19 protein-coding genes and 2 pseudogenes are annotated in these 23,988 nt (G+C 70.2%); 7 read left to right on the plus strand and 14 right to left on the minus strand.

The genetic code is table 11. The features are described from left to right. The first annotated feature begins 49 nt into the window (after nt 1-49). Complete coding sequence (locus AB0K82_RS28095; RefSeq protein WP_364402528.1) at nt 50-964, plus strand: TIGR03621 family F420-dependent LLM class oxidoreductase; 915 nt, start codon at nt 50-52, stop codon at nt 962-964. A gap of 4 nt (nt 965-968) precedes the next feature. Here AB0K82_RS28095 and AB0K82_RS28100 read toward each other — a convergent pair whose 3' ends face one another. Next, nucleotides 969-1,721: a hypothetical protein gene (locus AB0K82_RS28100; protein ID WP_364402531.1), complete on the minus strand. Its 753-nt coding sequence runs from the start codon at nt 1,719-1,721 to the stop codon at nt 969-971. Nucleotides 1,722-1,879: 158 nt separating this feature from the next. On the opposite strand from AB0K82_RS28100, the gene AB0K82_RS28105 reads away from it, so the two are divergent. Further along, nucleotides 1,880-3,586, plus strand: coding sequence for an NAD-binding protein (locus AB0K82_RS28105; RefSeq protein ID WP_364402534.1), 1,707 nt, complete (start codon nt 1,880-1,882; stop codon nt 3,584-3,586). 30 nt (nt 3,587-3,616) lie between these two features. Here AB0K82_RS28105 and AB0K82_RS28110 read toward each other — a convergent pair whose 3' ends face one another. From AB0K82_RS28110 to AB0K82_RS28120, 3 genes are all read right to left on the minus strand, one after another. Continuing rightward, a complete protein-coding gene (locus tag AB0K82_RS28110) occupies nt 3,617-4,924 on the minus strand; it encodes a hypothetical protein (protein ID WP_364402536.1) in 1,308 nt (435 codons plus the stop codon). A gap of 242 nt (nt 4,925-5,166) precedes the next feature. Continuing rightward, nucleotides 5,167-6,045 (minus strand): TIM barrel protein, encoded by an 879-nt coding sequence (locus tag AB0K82_RS28115; protein ID WP_364402539.1) that lies wholly within the window; start codon nt 6,043-6,045, stop codon nt 5,167-5,169. Beyond that, entirely contained in the window at nt 6,042-7,049 is a 1,008-nt protein-coding gene (locus tag AB0K82_RS28120) for a Gfo/Idh/MocA family oxidoreductase (RefSeq protein WP_364402542.1), read from the minus strand. Before AB0K82_RS28120 ends, AB0K82_RS28115 begins: the two co-directional genes overlap by 4 nt. Nucleotides 7,050-7,273: 224 nt before the next feature. On the opposite strand from AB0K82_RS28120, the gene AB0K82_RS28125 reads away from it, so the two are divergent. Next, nucleotides 7,274-8,944 (plus strand): nitroreductase family deazaflavin-dependent oxidoreductase, encoded by a 1,671-nt coding sequence (locus tag AB0K82_RS28125; protein WP_364402545.1) that lies wholly within the window; start codon nt 7,274-7,276, stop codon nt 8,942-8,944. 64 nt (nt 8,945-9,008) lie between these two features. Here AB0K82_RS28125 and lon read toward each other — a convergent pair whose 3' ends face one another. Then, on the minus strand, nt 9,009-11,444 hold the full coding sequence (gene lon, locus AB0K82_RS28130; RefSeq protein WP_364402548.1) for an endopeptidase La: 2,436 nt from the start codon (nt 11,442-11,444) through the stop codon (nt 9,009-9,011). 218 nt (nt 11,445-11,662) lie between these two features. Here lon and AB0K82_RS28135 point away from each other — a divergent pair, with 218 nt between their 5' ends. After that, nucleotides 11,663-12,292: a TnsA-like heteromeric transposase endonuclease subunit gene (locus AB0K82_RS28135; RefSeq protein ID WP_364402551.1), complete on the plus strand. Its 630-nt coding sequence runs from the start codon at nt 11,663-11,665 to the stop codon at nt 12,290-12,292. A 173-nt stretch (nt 12,293-12,465) separates the two neighbouring features. Here AB0K82_RS28135 and AB0K82_RS28140 read toward each other — a convergent pair whose 3' ends face one another. Then, nucleotides 12,466-13,545, minus strand: a complete 1,080-nt coding sequence (locus AB0K82_RS28140) for a CU044_5270 family protein (RefSeq protein ID WP_364402554.1) — start codon at nt 13,543-13,545, stop codon at nt 12,466-12,468. Beyond that, nucleotides 13,538-14,143, minus strand: coding sequence for an RNA polymerase sigma factor (locus tag AB0K82_RS28145; RefSeq protein ID WP_364402557.1), 606 nt, complete (start codon nt 14,141-14,143; stop codon nt 13,538-13,540). Before AB0K82_RS28145 ends, AB0K82_RS28140 begins: the two co-directional genes overlap by 8 nt. A 414-nt stretch (nt 14,144-14,557) precedes the next feature. On the opposite strand from AB0K82_RS28145, the gene AB0K82_RS28150 reads away from it, so the two are divergent. Continuing rightward, complete coding sequence (locus tag AB0K82_RS28150) at nt 14,558-15,220, plus strand: recombinase family protein (RefSeq protein ID WP_364402560.1); 663 nt, start codon at nt 14,558-14,560, stop codon at nt 15,218-15,220. A gap of 15 nt (nt 15,221-15,235) precedes the next feature. Here AB0K82_RS28150 and AB0K82_RS28155 read toward each other — a convergent pair whose 3' ends face one another. The 4 genes and pseudogenes from AB0K82_RS28155 to AB0K82_RS28170 form a co-directional block, all read right to left on the minus strand. Next, entirely contained in the window at nt 15,236-15,619 is a 384-nt protein-coding gene (locus tag AB0K82_RS28155) for a Tn3 family transposase (protein ID WP_364402563.1), read from the minus strand. A gap of 262 nt (nt 15,620-15,881) precedes the next feature. Then, nucleotides 15,882-16,331: pseudogene (locus AB0K82_RS28160) on the minus strand (DUF4158 domain-containing protein); the annotation flags it as partial. Nucleotides 16,332-16,630: 299 nt separating this feature from the next. After that, nucleotides 16,631-16,930 (minus strand): hypothetical protein, encoded by a 300-nt coding sequence (locus AB0K82_RS28165; protein ID WP_364402565.1) that lies wholly within the window; start codon nt 16,928-16,930, stop codon nt 16,631-16,633. Nucleotides 16,931-17,510: 580 nt separating this feature from the next. Further along, nucleotides 17,511-17,621, minus strand: a pseudogene (locus AB0K82_RS28170) (transcriptional regulator); the annotation flags it as partial. 89 nt (nt 17,622-17,710) lie between these two features. On the opposite strand from AB0K82_RS28170, the gene AB0K82_RS28175 reads away from it, so the two are divergent. Next, nucleotides 17,711-18,844, plus strand: coding sequence for an epoxide hydrolase family protein (locus tag AB0K82_RS28175; RefSeq protein ID WP_364402568.1), 1,134 nt, complete (start codon nt 17,711-17,713; stop codon nt 18,842-18,844). Between the two features lie 216 nt (nt 18,845-19,060). On the opposite strand, the gene AB0K82_RS28180 is transcribed toward AB0K82_RS28175, so the two are convergent. The 3 genes from AB0K82_RS28180 to AB0K82_RS28190 all read right to left on the minus strand — a co-directional run bounded on the left by AB0K82_RS28180 (nt 19,061) and on the right by AB0K82_RS28190 (nt 22,882). Further along, complete coding sequence (locus AB0K82_RS28180) at nt 19,061-19,723, minus strand: hypothetical protein (protein ID WP_364402570.1); 663 nt, start codon at nt 19,721-19,723, stop codon at nt 19,061-19,063. Between the two features lie 343 nt (nt 19,724-20,066). Then, nucleotides 20,067-21,617, minus strand: coding sequence for an MDR family MFS transporter (locus AB0K82_RS28185; RefSeq protein ID WP_364402573.1), 1,551 nt, complete (start codon nt 21,615-21,617; stop codon nt 20,067-20,069). A 56-nt stretch (nt 21,618-21,673) separates the two neighbouring features. After that, complete coding sequence (locus AB0K82_RS28190; RefSeq protein WP_364402576.1) at nt 21,674-22,882, minus strand: amidohydrolase family protein; 1,209 nt, start codon at nt 22,880-22,882, stop codon at nt 21,674-21,676. Between the two features lie 299 nt (nt 22,883-23,181). Here AB0K82_RS28190 and AB0K82_RS28195 point away from each other — a divergent pair, with 299 nt between their 5' ends. Next, nucleotides 23,182-23,880: a TetR/AcrR family transcriptional regulator gene (locus tag AB0K82_RS28195; RefSeq protein WP_364402579.1), complete on the plus strand. Its 699-nt coding sequence runs from the start codon at nt 23,182-23,184 to the stop codon at nt 23,878-23,880. Nucleotides 23,881-23,988 lie beyond the last annotated feature (108 nt).

Consider the following 23,988-nt stretch of genomic DNA (forward strand, 5'->3'; position numbering starts at 1 on the left):
ATAGACGCTCGCGCGGCAGCGAGCAAGCGCTTGGTATACCCTCATACGGGTGAAGCGTCCGTTCCGTTTCGGCGCCGTCCTCCGCGACGCGGACACGGCCGCCGCGTGGGCCGCCAAGGCCCGCCGGCTCGAGGACTCCGGCTTCGACGTCCTCCTCGTCCCCGACCATCTCGTCGGCCCCCGGTTCGCGCCGATCGCCGCGCTGACCGCCGCGGCGTGCGCGACCGCCCGGCTCCGGGTCGGCACGCTGGTGTTCGCCAACGACTTCCGGCACCCGGCCGTGCTCGCCAAGGAGGCGGCCACGATCGACCTGCTGTCCGGCGGCCGGCTCGAGTTCGGCCTCGGCACCGGGTGGATGGCCCGGGACTACGCGGGCGCCGGGCTGCCGCTCGACCCGCCCGGCACCCGGATCTCACGCCTCGCCGAGGCGATCCAGGTGCTCAAGGGGCTGTGGCGCGGCGGCCCGTACTCCTTCACCGGCGAGCACTACACCCTCGGCGGGCTGGAACAGCGGCCGCTCCCCGTGCAGCGCCCCCACCCTCCGCTGGTCCTGGGCGGCGGAGGCCCGCGGATGCTGCGCCTGGCCGCCCGGGAGGCCGACGTCGTCAACCTCACCCTGCGGGTGCGCGCGGACGGCTCCGGACCGGACACTGCGGACGGCGGCCCGGACGCCTTCCGGCACAAGATCGAGGTCGTACGGGAGGCGGCGGGGTCCCGGTTCGAGGCGATCGAGCTGGGCACGTCGGTGCTGCGGGTCGGCCCGGGCCGTGCGACCGAGGCGTGGAGCGCCGCCGACCCCGCCGCGCAGTCCGGAACCCCGCAGGTGCTCACCGGCGAGACGCCGGCCGTCTGCGACGCGCTCCGGCGCTGGCGCGACGACCTCGGCGTCTCGTACTACGTCCTGCACAACGAGGCCGACCTCGACGCGTTCGCTCCCGTCGTGGAGCGCCTGGCCGGCACCTGACCGGTCAGGCGGGCGCGAGCCGGGAGCCCGGGTACGGGGACAGGAGCGTCTCGCGCCAGGTGCCGTCGAGGAACTCGCGGGCGCGCTTGCGCCAGGCGAGCAGGCGTTCGTCGGCGTCGATCTCGTCATCCAGCCCGAGCGCGGCGTCGTACGACCGCTGCAGCGCGAGGTGGGAGTCGAGGTCGGTCGCCCAGACGGTGACGACCTCGGTGTCGCACAGCAGCACCTCGTACAGGCCGACCGGGCGGTGACCGTGGTCGGCGAGCAGGGGGACGCGCTCCTCCCGGACCGCCGCCAGGTAGTCGAGCGCCGCGCCGGGGCGGACCCGAGCGCTCTCGAGGACGAAGAACTCCGCACCCGTCGCGTCGGCCAGCGCCGGGCCGCCCGGGGCGGTGCCGAGCGGCCGGGAGTACGCGGTGAAGCGCAGGTCGTCGATGGAGGACAGGAAGAGGTTCTCCTTGACGCCGGTGTAGATCTCCAGCATCTGCCGCCACCCGCCGTCCCAGCCGCCGTGGCAGTCCCACAGCGTGACGACCTTGAACTGCGGGTGCCCGGTGATGCCGACGGCGTAGAACGCGCCGACCAGGTCGATGTCGCGCGACCGGATCGACTCTCCCTTCGTGAGCACGTGCCGGCCGGGTTCGAGCGTCTCGTCCTCCTTCTTGTACGCGGTGAGCCACCGCAGGTACTCCAGCGGCCGCCGCGAGTTCATCGGATGGAACTCGACCTCTTCCAGCAGACAGATGCCCCGCCGCATGCGCCGCTCCCGTCGTTCCGGCCCGCACCCGCCACTTGGCAAGCGCTTGCTTGGGACACTAGAGAGTCGGCCCGGCGGCGGCAAGCCCGCCGTCATCGGGCCCGCGCTGCGTGCGTCCGTACACAGAGCGTCGGAGCCGCGGCCGTTAAGATCACGCCGTGCCGACCGTCGTCCCCCGCCTCCGGAGCCCCGTTCGCGGTCGCCTGATCGTCTGCGGTGACACGCCGCTCGCCTTCCGGCTGGCCGACGAGCTGTCCACGCGTTACCTGCAGGACGTCACCGTCATCGTGCCCTCCAAGAGACGCAACCACGGACCACAGATCGCCGAGCTGCCCCGCGTCCGGGTGCACGAGGCGGCGGAGCTGGACGACGAGACGTTCCGGGCCGCGCACATCGAGTCGGCGCTCGCGGTCGCCCTCGTGAGCAACAGCGAGGTCGGCAACATCCACGCGGCGCTGCGGGCACAGGAGCTCAACCCCGACATCCGGCTGGTCGTCCGAATGTCGAACACCACCCTGGGCAACCGCATCCGCACCCTCTTCAAGGACTGTGCCGTGCTGTCCGACAGCGCGGTCGCCGCGCCGTCGTTCGTGGCCGCCGCCCTCGGAGACCTGCCGCCCAGCCACGTCCGCGTGGCGGGCCGCACCCTCTACGTCGCCCACCGCAGCGACCGCGTCCGCAACGTCATCTGCGCGCTCGCGGACACCCGCAGACCGGACGGGAGACCACGCCTGCTGCCGGTGGACCAGGACCGGGCCAACCTGGTGCTCGCGGTCGCCGACGGCACGTCGCCCACGTCCCTCTCCGGCCCCCCGGTGGCCCAGCGCCCGGTGTCCGGGCTCACCCGGAGCCTGCGCCTGCTGCTCAGCCGGCGACTCCTCCAGGTGGCGGTCGCCCTGCTGGTGCTGGTCGCGGTGGGGAGCACCGCGCTCAGCATCACCGACGGTCACGGCATCACGTACTCGCTGTACCTCGTCCTCCTCGACATCGCCGGCGCCGCCAACCCCGACCCGGACCTGAGCGGGGCGGCCAAGGTGACACAGGTGATCACCACGCTCGGCGGCCTCGCGCTGGTGCCCGCGATCACCGCCGCGGTCGTCGACGCGGTGGTCCGGGCCCGGCTCGCGGGGCCGCTCGAGCGGCTGCGCGATCCGATCAGCGGGCACGTCGTGGTCGTCGGCCTCGGCGGGGTCGGCCTCCGGGTCGTGTCGCAGCTCCACGACCTCGGCGTCCCGGTGGTCTGCGTCGAGGCCAGCGAGGACGCGGTCGGCGTGCCCCTGGCCCGCCGCCTGGGGCTGCCGATCGTGTTCGGCGACGCCACCCGAGGGGAGACGCTGCGCGCGGCGTGGGTCGGCACCTGCCGTGCCGTCGTCACCGTCACGAGCGACGACATCGCCAACCTGGAGGCCGGGCTGAACGCCCGCGCCCTGCGGGACAACGTCCGCGTCGTGCTCCGGCTGTTCGACGACGACCTGGCGGCGCGCGTGCACCGCAACTTCAAGATCCCGGTGTCGCGCAGCGTGTCCTTCCTGGCGGCCCCGGCGTTCGCCGCCTCCATGATGGAACGCCAGGTCATCGGGACGATCCCGGTCGGCCGCAGCGTCATGCTGATCGCCGACATGCCGATCGGCGAGGGCTCCGAGCTCGACGGCCGGCCGCTGCGGGAGGCGAACCTCCCCGGCGAGGCCCGCGTGCTGGCACTGGGCCGCCGCGGCCGCCCGCGCTTCGACTGGGACCTGCAGGACGGCTACCTGCTGATCCCAGGTGACCGGCTCGTCGTGCTCGCGACCCGGTCGGGCATCGGCCATATCCGCGCCCGTACGATCGGGCCGCCCGACACGGGCTCGGTCCCGTCGCCGCGCTGACGCCCGGAGCCGGCGCGCGACGCCCTTCGGTCAGCGCGCGACGAACTGCTCGCGGCCGCCCTCGTGGCGTTGCGACACCTGGAAGGAGCCGGTCAGGGACCCGCCGTCGAACCGCGCCTGGTTCGACGACACCTGGCCCTTGGTGCTCTTGTCACCGGTGGGAATGATCAGGTACGAGCGGCCGTCGACCACCCCCGCGAGCACGGACGCCTCCTTGGCCTGGAGCGTCCCGCTCTTCAGCCGGAACGTGCCGGTGAGCCGGGCGAGGATCTCGTACGGGATCTCGTGGGAGACGTAGTAGCCGCCCGCGTCCAGGTCGCCCTCGGCCGTGTTCATCGGCACGAGGACGAGCGCGTGCCCGGTGTCCCGGTAGGCGGAGATGAGAGGGTTCAGCCGCGGGATCAGATCGGTGTTCAGCTTGCTGAGGATGTCCTGGATGGACTGCCGGAGCGAGTCCGGCGCCGGCTCGGCGACGGGGTTCACGCCCGTGAGCAGCAGGTCGACCGGCGTCTGGCGGCCCTGGGTGACCTGCCGCTTCCAGTCCTTGCGGGTCTCGTCGAGGAGCAGGCCGGCGACGCCGCCCAGCTCCGTGCTCTCCCCGTCCAGGGTGATCTGCCCGGGATCGAGACTCCCCTCCAGCGGCCGGAGCTGCGCGTTCTTGCGGATCGCCGGGAGGTCTTCGCGTTTGGCGCCCATCGCCATGGCCATCGAGATGGCGCCGAAGTAGCCCGCCGCGCCGTCGCCGATGTCGGTGACCGCGGCCCGCTTCACCTCACCGGGGAACTCCTTGTGCCACCTCGACCACCAGTACGCCGCGCCGGCCAGCCGCTGGTTCCGCTGCTTGGGCGCGTTGAAGGCGGCGACCAGATCGTTGTAGACCATGGCCCGGTACAGCCGGGGTGTGACGGCCAGCGGGACGTCCGTGCCGCGCAGCATCTCGCCGCTCTTCCGCCACGCCTGCCAGCTCTGCTGCGTGGCGTGGAAGAGCTCGTCCGTCGCGGCGGCGAACAACGTGGCGGACAACGGCATCCCGGACGTCACCGAGTCCGTCTTGTACGAGGGGTCGGCGACGTTCAGGATGACGGCGGGGTGCCCGTCCCAGGTGGCGTAGGAGGAGCCGCCGCGCGGGATGTCGATCTTCCTCTTGCGCAGCTCGGCCGCGCTCACGTCCGTCACGCCGTCCACGCTGACCAGCCGCGCCCGGCCGCCCTCGCCGAGGATGACCCGCCGGTCCTTGAGGACCGTGCCGGGCCAGATCTTCGCCGCCTCCGGCCACACCCGGGCCGCGGCCTCCTGCACTTCGGCGGCGACGGGCTTCAGGGCCGTCGCCGCGGTCATCGGTCCGCGCTGGTGGCGGGAGCCGCCGGAACATCCGGCGGCCGAGCCCAGCGCGACCGCCGTGACGAGGGCCGGCCACCGGACCTTCGAGCCGGCCGAGCCTCGGCGGCCTGAACGGAAGGATCCCGACCCGACGTACCCAGTGAACACCGCACAACCCCCGTGCCGGCCGATCTCGAACATGGGCCGGGGGGTGGCTCGCCCATCTTGACGCGGGCGATCATTCCCCGTCGTCGGTCCGGTTAACGTCCTCCCACGTCGGCAACGGTTTTCAAGCCGTTCAGGAAGGCCACGCCCGTACGGACGTCGGCGACGGGGCCACCGCCGGGCGCCGGCTCGGCGGTCAGGACGGTGTCCTGTTCGAGGACGTACCAGCCCTGGTAGCCGGCCTGGTCGAGCGCCGCCACGATCCCCGCCGTGTCCACGTCGCCGGTGCCGAGCGGACGGTACAGGCCGTCGCGGACGGCCTCGGTGTACGTGGCCCGGCCCGCGCGCACCCGGTCGGCGGCGCTCGCGTCGACGTCCTTGAGGTGCACGTGCGCGATGCGGTCCGCGGCCGACCGCGCCAGCGCGAGCGGGTCGGTGCCGCCGATCAGCAGGTGCCCGGTGTCCAGGCAGAGGGGCACGCCGGAGCCGGTCAGGACCCGGTCGACCTCGTCCGGGCCTTCGACGATCGTGCCGACGTGCGGGTGCAGGGCGGTCCGGCGCCCCAGCCCCGCGGCGTACGCCGCGATGCGGTCGAGGTTGGTCAGCAGCGTCGTCCAGTCACGGGCGGACAGCACCGGGCGCTCGTCGTACCCGTCCCGGCCGGTGACGGCCGCCAGCACGAGCATCGGCGCGTCGCCGAACCCGCGCAGCGCCCGCTCCACCTCCGGCAGCGGATCGCGCCCCGGCTCGTGCAGAACGACCGGGACGAAGCCGCCGACCGCCGCCAGACCGTAGGAGGCCAGCAGCGCCTCGCGTTCGGCCGGGTCGGCCGGCAGGAACCCGTCGGGGCCGAACTCGGTCGCGGTCAGCCCCGTGTCCCGCATCTCGGCCAGCACCCGGTCCGGGGACATCTGGTGACCCCATCCCGGTACCTCGCACACGCCCCAGGAGATGGGCGCACCCGCGATCCTCACTTCCGGACCTCCTCGATCGTCACGGCGCGCCGCTCCCGACGGGACCGGTCGCACGCCTCGGCCACGTAGAACGCCTCCAGGGCCTCCTCCGGCGGGCACGGGTTCTCGGCCTGCCCGGCGGCGACCCGGAGGAAGGTCGCGAGCTCGGCCTCGTACGCCGGCCCGAACCGCTCGAGGAAGCCCTGGCAGGGCAGCGCGCCCAGCGTCGCGGCCGCCGGGCCGCCGTCGACCGGCGTCAGCGGCGTCCCGGTGTTCAGCCCGGCCGCGAGGCTGTCCTTGGCGCCGAACGCCTCGAAGCGGACGTCGTATCCGGCGCCGTTGTAGCGGGTCTCGGTGATGAGGGCGAGGGTCCCGTCGTCGAAGGTGAGCACGGCCGCGCAGGTGTCGACGTCGTCACACGCGGCGAAGTACTCCTCCCCCTTGTTGGCCCCGGTCGCCGTGACCTCGACGACCTGCCGCCCGGTCACGAACCGGACCGCGTCGATGTCGTGGACGGCGCAGTCGCGGAAGATGCCGCCGGAGACCCGGACGTACGCGGCGGGCGGCGGCGCGGGATCGAGCGTGCAGGACCGTACGGTGTGCAGCCGGCCGAGGCGGCCGGCCGCGACGGCATCCCGGAGCGCGACGTGGCCGGCGTCGAAGCGGCGCTGGAATCCGACCTGCACGGGGACGCCCGCCGCCTGCACCTCCCGGACGACTTGGAGCGTTCCAAAACTGTCCGGCGCGACCGGTTTCTCGCAGAACGTCGGGATGCCCGCCCGGACGGCCCGGGTCACGAGTTCGGCGTGCGCGTCCGTCGCGGCGGCGACCACCAGGCCGTCCAGCCGCTCGCCGAACAGGGCGTCGACCGAGTCGGCGGCCGACCCGCCGTACTCCCCCGCGAGGCGGCGTGCCCGGTCCCCGTCCGGATCGGCCACCACGAAGCCGTCCACAGAGGACAGCGCGCGGAGGGTTTCTGCGTGGCGGGCACCGATGCGGCCGGCCCCGGCGAGCCCGATTCTCATAGAGTCCTCCCGGTCGGCGATCTCCATCAGGACGCCCGCGACCCGACGGGAGCGTTTTGGAACGTTCCACGCCGGATCGCGATTGTCAGGACATTTCAGGCGTGCCACTTAAGCTAAACCGCGGCACGCCCCTCGTCCATGAATTGACCGGACAAGGCCGATCCGTTACTCGTGATCCCCTGCCGCTCCTGCCTCGATCGAACACCAAGCGCTAGTTTGATCTCATGCGCGTTCTCGTCACCGGTGGTTCCGGATTCGTGGGCTCGTACACCGTCGCGGCGCTGCTCCGGGCCGGTCACCACGTGCGCGTGCTCGTACGCGACCCCCGCCGGGCGGCCGCGGTCCTCGGCGGTGTGGGCGTCGACGCGGAGGCCGTGGAGATGTATCCCGGAGACATGCTCGACGCGAAGGCGGTCGCCCAGGCCCTCGACGGCCGCGACGCCGTCGTCCACGCCGCGGCCGCGCTCGGCGTCACCGACCCCCGCACGAGCGTCCTGGAGGTCAACGTCGCCGGCACCCGCAACGTGGTCGGCGGCGCGGTCGCCCGGGGACTCGACCCGGTGATCCACGTGTCCACGATCGCGGCGTTCGTCCCACCGGCGGGGCCGGTGATCCGACCGGACGATCCCCTCGCGCACCCGCGTACGGACTACGGTCTGTCGAAGGTCGCGGCCGAACGCTACGTCCGCCGCCTGCAGGCCGACGGCGCGCCCGTCACCGTCTTCTACCCCGGCGGCGTCATCGGCCCCCGGCAGCCGCACCTGGACGCGATGATGGCCGGTCTGGCCGGGGCGCTCAACCTGATCTGGCCGACGCCGGGCGGCGGCGTGTCGCTCCTCGACGTGCGCGACCTGGGCGAGGCCGTGGCCCGTGCGACCGTTCCCGGTCTCGGGCCGCGCCGGTACATGCTGGGCGGGCACTACCTGACCTGGCCGGAGCTCGCCGACCGCTGTGACGCCCTCACCGGCGTACGCTGCCGCCGGATCCCGATCCCCGGAGCGATGATGATCGCTCTCGGGGCGCTGCTGGACACGGTCAAGCGGATCCGCGCGTTCGACTACCCGCTGACCCGGGACGCCGCGCGGATCATGGTGACCCTCGTGCCCTCCGACGACGCCGCGACCATCGACGCGCTCGGCCTCACGCTCCGGCCGGTCGAGGAGAGCCTGACGGACTCCCTGCGCTGGCTCGCCGCCGCCGGTCACCTGGCCCCCGCCCGCGCCGGACGCCTGGCCCCCGCTCGGCCCGGACGCCGGACTCCCAGCCGTGCCGGATCCCTGGCGCCCGGTCTGGCCGGACACCCCGCCCCCGCCCAGGTCGCGTGGCCGGGGCCCGGTCCGGGCTCAGGCGACGCAGCCCCGAACGACACCACGAGTGCCGCCCGCAGAAAGGCAGGACCTGTCATGGCACCGAGCAGGCTCAAGAGCGTCATCTCCCCGCCGGTCCAGCGAATGGCCGGATCCGCGTGGTTCGCCAAGGTCGGGCCGAAGGTGGTCCCGCCCCTGGACCGCGCGCTGCACCGGCTGTCCGGCGGCCGGCTCCTCCTGGCGCAGTACATCGTGCCCAGCCTCGTGCTGACGGCCACCGGGCATCGCAGCGGCCTGCCCCGCCGGACGCCGCTGGCCTGCCTGCCCGAACCGGACGGCTCCTACCTCGTGGTCGGCAGCAACTTCGGCCGCGAGCACCATCCCGCGTGGACGACGAACCTGCTGCACGAGCCGAACGCCGAGGTCGACCACCGGGGCCGTACGATCCCGGTCACCGCACGGCTGCTGGAGGGGGCCGAACGCGCCGAGGTCTGGCCCCGGCTGGTGAAGGTCTGGCCGACGTTCGACCGGTACGTCGAGCGCTCCGGGCGGGAGCTCCGGGTCTTCCGCCTCGAACCGCGGAACTGACCGCCCGTACGCGAGCGGCGCCCCTCCCACGGAGGGAGGGGCGCCGCGTGGCGATCCCGGCCGGTCAGGCTGCGACCGCGTTCCGCGTGGTCGCCGGCTCCAGCGCCAGTTCGAGCACCTCCCGGACGTCGCTGACCGGGTGGACGGTCAGCTGCTCCAGGACCTCGGCGGGCACATCGTCCAGGTCGGGCTCGTTCCGCTTGGGGATGATCACCGTGGTGATCCCCGCCCGGTGCGCGGCGAGCAGCTTCTGCTTGACGCCGCCGATCGGCAGGACCCGCCCGGTCAGCGACACCTCGCCGGTCATCGCGACGTCCGTACGGACGAGCCGCCCGGACAGCAGCGACGCGAGCGCCGTCGTCATCGTGATGCCGGCGCTCGGCCCGTCCTTGGGCACAGCGCCGGCGGGCACGTGGACGTGCACGCCCCGGTCCTTCAGGTCGCCCACCGGGAGCTCCAGCTCCGCGCCGCGCGACCGCAGGTAGGACAGCGCGATCCGGGCCGACTCCTTCATCACGTCGCCGAGCTGGCCGGTCAGGGTGACGCCGGTGTCGCCGGTCTCCTGGTCGGCCAGCGACGCCTCGATGTAGAGCACGTCGCCGCCCGCGCCGGTGACCGCCAGGCCGGTCGCGACGCCCGGCACCGCCGTGCGCCGCTCGGACTCGTTCAGCGACGTCTCCGGCGTGAAGCGCGGACGGCCGAGGTAGTCGCGCAGGTCACCGGCGCTGACCGTCACGGGCGCGGGAGGTCGGTCGGGGTCGGTTGGTCGGGAGGGATTCGCCTGCTCCTCCAGCGCGATCTTCGTCGCCACCTTGCGCAGCACCCGGGCGATCGCCCGCTCCAGGCTCCGTACGCCGGCCTCGCGGGTGTACTCGCCCGCGAGCAGCCGCAGCGCGTCCTCGCCGATCGTCACCTCGTCGGCGGTCAGGCCCGCCTTGTCGAGCTGACGGCGCAGCAGGTGGTCGCGGGCGATGGCGACCTTCTCGTCCTCGGTGTAACCGTCGAGGGCGACGAGCTCCATGCGGTCCAGCAGCGGGCCGGGGATGGTCTCCAGCGCGTTCGCCGTCGCCAGGAAGACGACGTCGGACAGGTCGAGCTCCACCTCGAGGTAGTGGTCCCGGAACGTGTGGTTCTGCGCGGGGTCCAGCACCTCCAGCAACGCCGCGGTCGGGTCGCCGCGGTAGTCCGCGCCGACCTTGTCGATCTCGTCGAGCAGCACGACCGGGTTCATCGTGCCGGCCTCGCGAATCGCCCGGACGACGCGGCCGGGCAGCGCGCCGACGTACGTACGGCGGTGACCTCGGATCTCGGCCTCGTCCCGGACGCCGCCGAGCGCCACGCGGACGAACTCGCGGCCCATCGCCCGCGCCACACTTTCGCCGAGTGACGTCTTTCCGACCCCAGGCGGCCCGACCAGGGCGAGGACGGCGCCGGACCGCCGGCCGCCGATCACGCCGAGGCCGCGGTCCTCCCGCCGCTTGCGCACGGCGAGGTACTCCACGATCCGCTCCTTGACGTCGTCCAGACCCGTGTGGTCCTCATCGAGGATCCGGCGGGCGCCGGCGATGTCGTAGGCGTCCTCGGTCCGCTCGTTCCACGGGATGTCGAGGACCGTGTCCAGCCAGGTCCGGATCCAGCCGCCCTCGGGCGACTGGTCGGAGGTCCGCTCGAGCTTGTCGACCTCCTTCAGGGCCGCCTCGCGGACCTTCTCCGGTAGGTCGGCCGCCTCCACCCGCGCCCGGTAGTCCTCCTCCTCCGAGGACGGGTCACCGTTGAGCTCGTTCAGCTCCTTGCGGATCGCGGCGAGCTGCTGGCGGAGCAGGAACTCCTTCTGCTGCTTCTCGACGCCCTCCTCGACGTCCTTGCGGATCGTCTCGGCGACGTCCAGCTCCGCGAGGTGCTCGCGGGTCCAGCCGATCGCGAGCTGGAGACGCTCGGTGACGTCGGCGGTCTCCAGGATGCGCGCCTTCTGCTCGGCGCTGAGGTAGGACGCGTAGCCCGCCCGGTCGGCCATCACCGACGGGTCCTCGATCTGCTGGATCATGTCGACGACCTGCCAGGCGCCGCGCTTCTCCAGCACGCCGACGACGAGGGCCTTGTACTCCTTGGCCAGTTCGTCGGCGCGGGCGCCGAGCCCGGTGTCCTCGACCTCGGTGCCCTCCACCCACAGCGCCGCGCCGGGGCCGGTCGTCCCGGAGCCGATGCGCACGCGGGCGACGCCGCGGACGACGGCACCCGGGCCGCCGCCGGGCAGCCTGCCGATCTGCTCGACGACGCCGAGCGTGCCGACGGCCGCGTACTTTCCATTGATCCGGGGCACCAGCAGCACCCGCGGCTTGTCCTCCGACCGGATGCCCGGCCCCCGGGAGACGGCGCCCGCCCGCGCGGCGTCGATCGCCGCCCGCACGTCGCTCTCCGACAGATCGAGCGGCACGACCATCGCGGGCAGCACGACCTCGTCATCGAGGGGCAGCACCGGCAGGGTGACGATCTTGCTCATCAGGCCTCCAAAAGCTTGAGTCATCCACACTCAAGAAAGAAGAGCCCGGTTTAATTTCCGCCCGGCCGTTCGCCGTCAGCGATCACCCACCTGTTGTCCCGTCCGGGCGAACCTTGCGAGTTCCGGACTTAGGTTGCGAGTGATCTTGCGAAGTTCGGATTAACCCTGCGAGGCGACGGCCGAGTCGTGAAGAATCCTCCGTCATGACGGTCTTACGCATGGTGATCGGCGACGGGGCCGATCCGCCGGCCGATGGCTTCGAGATCGGGCACCTGACGCCGGACAGAGCGCAGGTGCGGGTTCCGCTGACGGACGCGTGGAGCGCGCGGTTGGAGTCCGCGCCGCCTGCGCGGAGCTTCGCCTCCTACAAGGGGCAACGGCACTTCCCAGGTCGATGGTGGACGGCCACGGAGGAAGGACATGTCGGGTACGAGTCGTGGCTGGAACGCGACCACCTGATGCTGCTCGACTTCGATCCCACGATCATCGGGATCGCATCCCAGCCGTTCTGGCTGTTCTGGTCGACCGAGGATCGGCGGAAGGGCCGGTCGCATGCGCCGGATTACTTCGCGCGGAAGGCAGACGGATCCGGAGTGGTCGTCGACTGCCGTCCCGCTGAACGACGTAAGCCACGCGACCTGGCGGCGTTCGAGGCCATCAGGAGGGCGTACGGGCTGGTGGGGTGGGAGTACCGGCTGATGGGCGCCCCGGATTCGATCGTGACGGCGAATGTGCGGTGGCTGGCGGGCTACCGCCAGCCGCGTCATCTGCTTCCTGAAATCGCCGCGGCGTTGGGGGGCGCCTTCCGCTCACCGCGCGCTGCGGGCGTGTCCTCAGCCGCCAAGTAGTTGGAGTGAAAGATCATGACTGCGGTTGATGGCGGTCACGAGTGGGTGACACCGGGGTCGTCGTCGTAGCGGCCTCGCGTCCGGATGGGGGGCGACGACCAGAACCCGTCGCGATCGAGAGAGACGCGGGTCCTACGGCGTCGAGGTGGCCGCCTCGACGCCGTAGGGTGCGGTTACTTCGGCGCCGTGTTGGTCCAGTGGGACTCCAGCACGGTGAAGGAGGTGAACGCCGTACCGGGCTTGGCGGGAACCTTCGTATCCGACTTCTCCACCACGGTCTCGTCGGCGAGCGCCTGGCCCGTCGAGGGATCGATGATGAGCCGGTACAGCGGTACCCGGTTCCCGTTCTTGTCCGTGCCGCCGCCTATGGTGATCGCCGTGCCCGACCGGCCGGCCTGGTCCCGCACCGACCCGGCCTTCCGGACGCCGTGCAGCCCGGCGAGCATCCGGTAGGTGGCCGCGCGTACCTGTGGCGTGAGCGGGGCGCGTGTCAACAGCGTGCTGCCGAAGTCGAAGACTCGAGCGTCGTCCGGACTGTCTTCGCCGTTCTTGTCGGCCCGCTGGCCGAGATGGTTGCGGATGGCCAGCTCCAGCTCATCCGAGCGCGCGGGGAGGGCGAAGACCTTGCGGAGCGGGAAGGACTCTCCGCTGAGGATCTCAAGGTTGGGATCACTCCGCGTGAGCGTCGCCTTCCCTGGTCCCGGTGCTACCGTCGCGTGGAAGCCCGAAAGCCGTGCGTCCCTGAAGGGCGACGGCGAACCCGCACGCCGCCACGCCGCAGCGTCGGCCGGGCTCGCCGGTTCGGCGCCGAGATGCTGTTTCAGATCCCAGCCGAGCTTTCCGGGGTCGCGAGACATCCAGTACTCCAGGCGGTCGCGCGTCTTGATCCAATACGGGTCGCGCTGTGTGCCGAAGAGCAACAGGTCGCTCACCTGCATCCGCACATGCCAGTACTGTCCGTTGGGCTGTGGCTGATGATCGGCCTTCTCCGCGGCCGCGAGCAGGAGCCGGCGGCCGGAATCCTGGCCGGTCTCCGGGTCTGGACCGGTGCCGGCCGACAGGACCGTCAGCGTCACCGCGGTGACCGCGGCGGCCAGCCCGAGCCCGAGCGGCAGCAACCGCGAGCCGCTCACGAGCCGCCGACGGGAGGGCCGGCACAGCCGCTCGAGACGGGCACGGGCCGCGGCGACCTCGTGCACCGGAGCGGTTGTGGGCGGTCCGTACAGGCCGCGGACCATCTGGATCTCATCCATCGTGTTCCTCCAGGTCGAGCAGTGGATTGGTCCCACCCAGCGCCTCACGTAGCTTTCTTCTGGCCCGGTTCAGCCGTGATCCGACCGTGCCGTACGGGATGTCCAGCGCGGCGGCCACCTCCTCGTGGCTCAGCTCGGCGAGCGCGACGAGCAGCACCACATCGCGGTCCCCGGCGGACAGCCCGGCGAGTGCCCCCGCGAGCCGCCCCCGCAAACTTTCGGCGGCGATCCGGCCGGCGATCCGCTCTTCGAGTTCCTCAGACCCGGCGTCCCCGGCGATCCGGTCCATGGCGCGCAGCGCCCGCACCTCACTGCGCCGATGCTTGCCGACGAGCTTGGTCGCGAATCCGTACAGCCAGGTACGCACGCTGGCACGCGCGGGCTCGTACCGGTCGCGTTTGCGGAACGCGGCGAGGAACGTCTCGGCGGCGACGTCGGAGGCGTTCTCCGGCCCGATCCGCCGCTCCACGTACGCGCGGATCTCGTCGAAGTAGGCATCGAAAATCGCCCCGAAGCGTTCGGGGACGTCACGGGACTCGCGGATCACGGCGGCGTCGTTGGCCGCGCGCATCGCTGGATCTCCGATCGCGGCGGTCACATTGGGCTCCGTGTCATGTGCGGCCTCTCTATGGCGGGGCTGGCGGTCACCCTGGTCTCACCCGATCTCCCCCAGCGCTTTCACGCGCCGATCCCACCACCGGCCTCAGCCTCCCGGCAGCACCGGCCTGTGAGCAGCAATCGAACGGCCAACGGCGATAGCGAGTTGGGTCGGGCGGAGTTACCGCCGTCCATCGTTCCGATACTGGTCCCGCTGATCCGGAGTAGATCGGCGCCCTGGTCCTGTCGGGATTAGATGGTTTCCCGACACCCCGACGGGCCGGCCCGCGGCCACCCGGAAAACCGGACTCCAGGTGCCGAAACACCGCTCCGAGCGGCCGTTTTCGGCCTTGAATTGACGACAGGTTTTCCCGACAGGTAGAAGGGGGGTTCGCCCCTCCCCGAGGAGTGCCCGGTGCGGATTGTCTACTCCCGCGTGTCCACCGCGACGCAGTCGCTGCTGCGGCAGCGGCACATCCTCACCGAGGCCGGCCTCCTCGTCCGGACCGAAGGCGTCGCCGAAGGGTTCCGCCCCGCCGAGGGCGTGTTGCTGTTCGAGGACCCGGCGACGACCTCGAAGATCCCGGCGCTGGAACGGCCCGCGTTCGCGAAGGTCGCCGCCGCCGCCCATCCGGGCGACGTCTTGACGGTGTCGGAGCTGTTCCGGCTGTGCCGCGACCTGGTCGACATCCACGCCGTCCGCGACTGGTGCCAGGCCCGCCGCGTCGCCCTGCGCGTCCTTTCCGGGCCTTTGTCGAACTTCCACGATCTGGCCGCAGGCGACGCGACCACCGCTTTGATCATCAATGTGATCACCGCTGTCGGGCAGTTCCAGCGCGACCTGCAGAACGAACTGACCGCCGAAGGGATCGCCGCGGCGGAAGCCGAAGGCCGCTACCGCGGCCGGCCGCCCGTGCTGTCCGGCGCCCGGCTGGAGGAGGTGCGGTCGGCGTTCACCGACCAGGGTGCCTCGATCGCAGCTTTGGCCCGCGCCCATGGGGTGAGCCGGGCCGCCGTCCGGACCGCGCTGGCCGGTCTGCTGCCCGACAGGCCGATCACGCCCCCTCGATCAGGATGATCAAGAGGGCGGTGGTCAGGCCGCGAGGCCGATGTCGAGGCGGCGCTCCATGTCGATGTCGATCGACCCGTACAGGTTCGCGTTGGACCAGAACAGCGGGGACAGGCCGCGCTTGTCGGCGTCGGTCAGGCGCTGTTGCCCGGCGGGGTCCTTCAGGACGGACTGGACGAGCAGGGTGTTGATGAACACCAGCGCGGACTGGAGCAGGTGCAGGCTGAGCATGGAGACTTCCTGGTGCTCCTTGTCGCTGCCGGGGATGGTGCCGGCGCTGCCGTAAAACAGGTCGGTGTTGGCGGAGGTCCGACGGATGTGAGGCCATCGCCCGCGCCCGCCACGAGGCCACCAGCCGATCCGAGTACCCGCCGAACAGATCCGCCGCAAGCCCGAGCGCCTTCGCACGCCGGAGCTTAACGATCTCCTCCAACAGCGTCTCCAGGCCCAACCGTCCCGGATCGGACTTCAGCTCCAGCAGGAACCCGTCCTCACCAGTGGCCGGCTCCCACAGCGACCGCGCCGAGTCCGCGGACAGGCCGTTCAGCACATGCAGGCAGAACTCCCGCTCGAACCGCGCCCGGCCCGCCCCCACGATCCGCTCCACCCGGCCCGGCGGCTCGATCTTCAACGTCCGGCAGCGGGCCAGCAGCGCCGCCCGCAGCCCTTCGTCCGTGAACACCATCGGGCAGATCTTGTCCGCCAGCCACTCGGCCAGCACGTCTTCATCCGCCCGGGTCGACTCCCGAAACCCCAGCGCCTCCCGCACCTGCGCCCGGTGCCGCTCGATCGACCGGCCCGACCAGTCGTACTCCGCCAGCAGCGCCGCATCGACCTTCACCTGCCCCGCCACGTAGTCGACAGCGGCCTTGGGCAACTCACCCACGTGCCGAGGGAACCGGCCCTCCTGCTCGAAGAACTTCAGCAAAAGGCTGAAACCCAGACGCGTCGCCCCCGTCTTGTTCCCCACCAGATCCCAGTCGCCGTCCAGCAGCGTCCACGCCGCGATCAGCTCCTCCGGCTCCCACTCCCGACGCACCCGAACCCGCCCTCCACCCGACCGTCTCCGACGCGAAAACAATCGAGCAGGAACACCAACCAACCCGCCGCATTCACCCACTCGCAACGATCACGAACCGCAATCGTGACTTCTCAGCCAGCTACCTGGCGGCTGGGGACACGTTCGGGAGCGGAGGGCCTGCTCGGAGTGGACCTTAATCGCCACACAGGACCCATCTCACCCCCAGAGCTCCGTTATCCAGGGCGCTCAAGGTGTCCGCACGTGGAGGAAGGGCCTCAACGAACCAAGCTACGTTTCTGGTCCCCCTCGACCGATCCGGAAAACTAAGTTCGCTGCCAGACCCGCCAGCGTACGCTCCGGCCGATTCTGCATTTTTACCCGGCGGCGGGATTGGTTTCCTACCATCGCTGGGCGATCTGTGAGAGAAGCCGCAGGAGCCGGTCCCGGCAGGCGGTCACCGCCGCGAAGTCGTAATCATCTTCTCGGGTGGTTGCATCAATCTGCCAATCGTTCGGTTCGCCGCTCGGCCGCCACAGGTAAATCCTGACGCCGGGCGTTATCTGCCCCTTTCCAGGGGTGTCTTTCCACAGGTTGTCGATGTCCCCGATCCGCATCCCGGTCGCCTCCTTGAGAAGCCGCCCACGGTAGCCGCCCAAATCGGCGGTGAAACGAAAAGTGAACAATGTCTTAAGACTCATGAGTCGGCCCGCTCTCCTCAGATTCGATCAGTAGTCACTCAGTTCATTCATCGCATCGAATTTGTACTCGCTATCGAAGAATAGCGGGCTAGCTTATCGCCGTCCTGGCTGAACGCAACTCCCGATACCTCGCGGCGGCGTTTCCATCCGCTGCGTTCGTTCCTCCACAGACGCGTTCCGATCTAGCGGTCGGTGCAGACGGGGACGGGACGACACTCTCGGACATTCCGGGACCGATGTCGACGGGCTGTTCTCACCGAAAGTGCAAGGTAGGTCTGAACAAGATCGGCGGCCGCTGTCCGGACCTACTTTTCGACCCGCAGCTAAGCGCGCTGGCCACCGGCAGGGTTCGGCCGGACGAGACACCTGTCCTGTCCGGAGGAACCTTGCGAGTTCCGTACTCAAGTTGCGAGTGACCTTGCGAAGTTCGGATCAACCCTTCGAGGCGACGGCCGAGTCGTAAAGGACGCTCCGTCATGACGGTCTTACGTATGGTGATCGGCGATGGAGTTGATCCGCCGGCCGGAGGCTTCGAGATCGGGTACCTGACGCCGGACGGAGCGCAGGTGCGGGCTCCGCTGATGGTCCGGGGAGTGATCCCCAGACGCTCGGCCGGCTCGCTCCCAGGCCAGTCGCGGGGAGTCTGCAGCAGCGACAGCAAGGCGAGCGATCGTGCGGACATGTCACCCATGGCGTCCAGCATGCCCGGTCATCTAGGACAGAGGGCGACCTATATGGCGTTTACCGTCGAACCCGTTATCGCGACGCGCTGGGAGAAACATGAGTACCGAGATCCGCCCGTTCCAGATTGACATCGCCCCAGTCGACCTGGATGACCTGAACAACCGGCTGGACCGCACTCGGTGGCCCCAGCAACTGCCCGGCGATGGATGGAGCCGCGGCGTTCCTGCCGCCTACCTCCGAGAGCTCGCCGGCTACTGGCGCAACGAGTACGACTGGCGTCGGCACGAGGCGCGACTGAATGAATTCCCGCAGTTCATGGCCGAGATCGACGGTCAGGAGATCCATTTCCTGCACGTTCGCTCGGCCGAGCCCGGCGCCCTGCCGCTCATCCTCACGCACGGCTGGCCGAACTCGTTCGTGGAGTTCACCGATCTCATCGACCGCCTCACCGATCCCCGCGCACACGGCGGTGACCCCGCCGAGGCATTCCATGTCGTCGTGCCCTCCGTGCCAGGCTTCGGCTTCTCCGCACCGCCGCGCGGGACCGGTTGGACCGCGGCACGCGTGGCGCGGATCTGGGCGGAGCTGATGCGCCGCCTCGGCTACGAGCGGTACGGCACGCAGGGCGGGGACTTCGGAGCCTACGTCGCGCCGGAGATGGCCAAGGCGGCACCGGACCAGGTGGTCGGCGTTTACGTCGTCAGCGGTCTCGGCTTTCCCACCGAGAAGGACCTTCCGGACATGACCGAGGAGGAGCAGACGGCCTTCGCCTGGTTCCAGGAACAGGACTGGATGAACGGCGTCGACCACCACGCGCTGTTGCGCGCGGCACCGCAGACCTTCACCTACGGATGGCACGACTCTCCGATCGCGGCACTGGCCTGGATGACCCAGAAGTTCCACGAGTTCAACGCCTCCGGCAAGCCGCTGGAGCAGGTGATCGACCGCGACCTGTTCCTCACCAACGTGAGCCTGTACTGGTTCACCGGGACGTTCGGGACATCGGCCTGGCCGTACTACGAGAGCACCGGCTTCGGCTGGCCAGAAGGACAGACGGCCGTACCGACCGGCGTTTACAGCGGACCACCTGGGATCCGCCGGCTCGCCGAACGCCACAACACCATCCTCCACTGGCCGGAAGACAACCCCGGCGGCCACCACTTCATCGCCATGGACCAACCGGATCACTTCGCCGCCGACATCCGCGCGTTCTTCGCCAAGGTTCGCTGACCGTCACGGACCGGCCGCGTCGTCCTCGCCAGGCGACGCGGCCGCGCCTTCTGACCTCGGCGGCCCGCTCGCCACATGAACGATCAGCTTCGACTGCGTTGCGACCCGTACTTCCCGCTCCGAGGCCGGCCGGCGGTCAGGACCGCCGATGTCGTCCGGCAGGGAGGATCACGTCCTGGGACTATCGGCGAGTCTCAGTCTGCCGCTGATCGCACGCTACGCCTGAGCCAGCAGGCGGGCACGGACGTCGTCGGACAGGCCGGCAGTGGCCAGCGCTTCGTCGCGGCGGCCGCGCATCCACAGCCAGCACGCGAAGTTGTCTTCGATCGGCTCCAGCCGCGGGTGGACTTCTGCCCGCAACGTCCCTTCGGCCGTTATGCAGGTCATCGGTTCCCAGCAAACCCTGCGGATGGTCTCCGCGAGGTCGACGAACGACGCCGGGGTCACGGCGGCGACGTTGAAGTACTTCTCGTAGCGGCCAGTCCTCGCGTTGCGGGTGTCGACGGTGAACAGCGCTTTGCCGCCACCGATTCCGGTCGCCTTGACCCACTTCGCGAGCGCCCGGCTGTCGACGTGCGACACGACCTCCAGGGCGACGTGCTCACCACCGACGTTGGACCGCGACGACCACATCGACAATGTCAACACCAGGTCGCCGCAGCGCTGTTCGACGCGAGGGCGCGAGCGCACATAACGAAGCCCGTCAGGCGCAAAATAGCGTCCCAACTCGTCGCACACCGCGTTGAAAACGATCTTCGGTAACGTGCGAGAGGACAACGCGCGAAGTGGACTGTCGTCGGCGAAGTACCAAGACATGACCGCGCAGGTTATCAGGCGCACTGGCAATGCCTCGGCCCCCGCAAATTGAGCGAGCAGCACGATTCGGGCGTTCCCCGGCCAGCACTCCGAGGGCCTGGTCCACCGAAGTTGCCAAGTAGGTCTTAACAAGTGCGGCGGCATGCGTTCGGACCTACACGGCAGCGCCGAGGTCGGGCGCGTTGGTCACCGAGGCTAGGAACGTCTCGACGGCTTGGCGGAGCGTGGGGACCTGTCGGCCGGTGTCGAAGCGGTGGACGGCACCCACGTCGGACCTCCTCGGGCTTATGCCAGATAGTTGATACCTGTCACGCGGCGGATCCGGTTCGTCTCCGCAGGTCGCGCTCTATCCCAGATAGTTGGACGCTATCTGGGATAGAGCGTGGGCGTCGGCCCGGTCCGAAAGCTATTTGCTGGCTGGTTGTGGGGTGGTGGGTTTGACGGGAGCGGGACCGCTGCCGGGCTTGGCACGGAGCGGTACTTCTTTAATGGCGATGGCGGCGATGAGGCCGACGGCGGCGATGGCTGCGCCGACGAGGAAGATCTGGTGGGTGGCGTGGGCGACGGCGTGGAGGTAGGCGTCCTTTGCTGCGGCGGTCATGTGCGCGACGTGGTTGGTGCTTCCTTCGCCTGGTGCGGCGTGGCCTTGGACGGAGCTAGTGAACAGGGAGCCGAAGACCGCGACGCCGAGGGAGCCGCCGACGGTGCGGAACAGGGTCGCGGCGGCGGAGGCGGCTCCGATGTCGCGCAGTTCCACGCTGTTTTGGGCGATGGTGTTGGCCATCTGGAGGGTGAAGCCGGTGCCGATGCCGACCAGGACCATGAACAGGCTGGTGGTGAACCGGGCGGTGCCGGTGTCCATGGTCGACAGCAGGTACATGCCGACCACCAGTGACGCGGTGCCGAGCACGGGGAAGATCTTGTACTTGCCGGTCTTGGTCATCACCTTCCCGGCGATGTTGGAGGCAATGACGGTGCCGGCCATCATCGGGACCAGCAGCAGACCCGAGTTGGTGGCCGAGGCGCCCTGCACGGTCTGCTGGAAGAGTGGCAAGTAGAGCGTGGCGCCGAACATGGCCACGCCCGCGACGATCAGCAGCAGCGAGGCGAGCGGGAAGTTGCGGCCGTCGGTGAAGATCCGCAGCGGCATGAGCGGGTCAGCGGCCCGCTTCTGGGAGGCGATGAACAGAGCCGACCCGGAGGCGGTCCCGGCGGCGAGGGCGAGGATCTGCCAGGATTCCCAGGCGTAGGTGCTGCCCGCCCAGGTGAAGGCCAGCACAGTCGCGGCGATCGTGCTGGTCAACAGCGTGATGCCCAGCCAGTCGATGACGGCCTTCTCCTTGCGGACCGACGGGACGTGCAGCAGCAGCTGGCACCACACGATGCAGATGATCCCGATGGGGAGGTTGATGTAGAACGCCCACCGCCAGCCGAGGTGGCCGGTGATGAGACCGCCCACCAGCGGGCCGCCGATGCTGCCGAGCGCCATGACGATGGCGACCATGCCCTGGTACCGGCCGCGTTCGCGGGGCGGCAGCAGTGCGCCGATCAGCGCGAACGCTCCTGCGGCGAGCCCGCCTGCGCCGACGCCCTGGACCGCGCGGAAGATGATCAACTCGGTCATGGTCGTCGACGCCCCGGACAGGGCCGAGGCGATCAGGAAGAGCACGATCGAGGACAGGAACATCAGCTTGCGGTTGAAAAGGTCGCCGAGCTTGCCCCAGATCGGGGTCGAGCAGGCCATGGTGAGGGTGTAGGCGGTCACCACCCAGGAGATGTGGTCCAGCCCTCCGATCTCACTGACGATGGTGGGCATGGCGGTGCCGACGATCAGCCCGTCCAGCTGCGCCAGCAGCATGGCGAGCAGGATCCCCAGCAGCACCCAGCGGACGTTCTTGGGCACGGCGCGCTCGGCCGGCTGAGCGGCGCCCGTGGGGGCGGGTGTTGGTGTCGACATGATGGATCACTCCTAGGTGGTGGGGCACTGGTCGAGGCCCCCGGTGCGTTGGCCGTTCAGTGCGCTGCCATGGCGGTACCGCGGCGCCAGATCGTTCGGATGGACAGGGAGTCGCCGATGCGGGTCGTGGGATCGCCGTCGACCAGGAGCAGGTCGGCTCGTGCTCCGGGGGCGATACGGCCTCGGTCGGTGAGGCCGAACCTGCGGGCCGGTGTGCCGGTCGCCGCGCGCAGCGCCTCCTGGGGGCTGAGGCCCGCTCGGACCAGTAGCTGGAGTTCGTGGTGCAGGCTCGCGCCGTGCACGACGCCGCCGTGGGAGGGCACCGGAACCGAGGAATCGGTGCCGGCGATGATGTCGACGCCCGCGTCGCGCAGTGCCGCGACGGAACCGAGGACGTCCTCGAAGCGCCCGTCCGGGAAGGTGTTGAAGGTCCCGCGCAGCGTTTCGAGCCAGGGCTCGGGCAGTCGCCGTTCCACCCGGGGGTCCTCGGCGAGCACAACGCCGGTACCGCCCATGACCGAGGCGCTGACGGCCAGGCACGGGGTGACGAAGACGCCGGCGTCGGCGATGGCGGCGATGATCTGCGGTGTGTGCGCCTGGTCGATGAACAGGTGCGCGAAGCCGTCCACGCCGACGTCCAGGGCCTGCTGCGTGGCCGCCACGGTCAGGGCATGGGCGATGACCTGCTTGCCGAGCCGGTGTGCCTCGGCCACTCCTGCCTTCAGGGTCTCCGTGCTGATCATCGGTAGGCCGGGGTGCCCCATGACCGCACCGTCCTCGATCATGACCTTGATGTAGTCGGCGCCTTCGGCTACTCGCGCGTTGACGTAGGCCACGGCCTCCTGGGGGGTCGATACCGAGGGCATGGTCCAGCCGCCGCTGTCGGGGGCGTGATCGCCGAGGTCGCCCATCAGCTCGCTGGGGTGCCCTCCGGGCGCCATCAGAGCGAGCAGGGCGGACCGGACGTCGGCGATCTCGTCGTCGGCGCCGATCTGTGCTCGCTGCTCAGGCGTCCAGTACCCCTGCATCTCCAGCTCGGTGGTGACCCCGAACGCCAATGCGAGCCGCAGCCCTTCCAGCGAGGTGTGGACATGACCGTCGATCAGGCCCGGCAGCAGCGTGCCGCCCTGGCCGTCGACGAGCTCGGCGTCCTGCGGCGGCTGCTGGCCGACAGAGACGATCTCGGTCCCGTCGATGCCCACAGTGCGGGCGTCCAAGACTCGCTCACCGTCGAAAACGCGGACGTTGGTGATGTAGGTCGACATGATTCCTCCAAAAGCGGTCGAAGAGTCGCCGTCCCATCACGGTAACGAACATGTTCGCTAAGAACAAGTTCGTTCGTTACGGTTCCCATCCAATCGACGGGCGGGCTCGACGGCCGGCAAACGCCCGCCGACACCGGCGATGCAGGATGAACCCGGGGCGAATGTAACGAGCTATGCTCCTCAACGAACCGTAGATTTACGCAGCGAGTGCGTAGATAATCACAATAAGTAACGACTCGGTGAGTCGGGCGCGGCTATACGACTTGTACAGCGTCGAACATGTTCGGTACTGTGGTGTCATGCCTGCCCCTGACGCATCCCCCCGCAGCCGCCGCGACAGGCCCGCCAAGCCGGCCCTCACCGCGGACGGGATCGTCGCTGCGGCCGTCAAGCTGATGAACCAGGGGCACGACCAGGTGACGCTGCGGCTCCTGGCCCGGGAACTCGACACCGGGCCGGCCTCGCTGTACGTCTACTTCCGCAACGCCGACGAACTGCACGCCGCGATGCTGGACGAGATGCTCGGAGAAGTGGACCTCACCCCTGTGACGGCCCCCGGGGACTGGCGCGAGCGCCTGATGAAGATCCTTGCCTCCTACATCCACATCCTCTACACGCGGCCGAACCTCGCCCGCTCCGCGCTGGTGTCACGGCCACGCGGCCGCAACTACTTCGGCCTCATCGAGGCATTGATGAGTGTCCTGTACGAAGGCGGCATGGACACTGAACGCGCAGCCTGGGGAGTGGACCTGCTGCTCCAGCTCGCCACCGCGACCGCCGTCGAACACGGCACCCGCAACCAGGACCCCAACGCCGCGCAGGAATGGCAAGCCTTCCTCACCGCACTGCGCACCATCCGGCCCGACCGGCATCCGCACATCACGGCCGCCACCGCCGAACTGGTCTCAGGCACCCCCGAGGCCCGCAGCCGATGGCAATTCCTCGTCCTGCTCAACGGCATCCTCACAGCCCCCGCCCCGAGCACGCGAACCCCCTAAGCTCCGCCTTCAACCTGAAGGGCCCGACCCGACACCCTGACCAGCCCCGGCACGACCACCACGGTCACCGGGCCCCAGCGCTCTTCCACCCAGGCCGGTTGAGGTGGG

It is taken from the genome of Actinoallomurus sp. NPDC052274 (assembly GCF_040679475.1).
GTDB lineage: Bacteria > Actinomycetota > Actinomycetes > Streptosporangiales > Streptosporangiaceae > Actinoallomurus > Actinoallomurus liliacearum.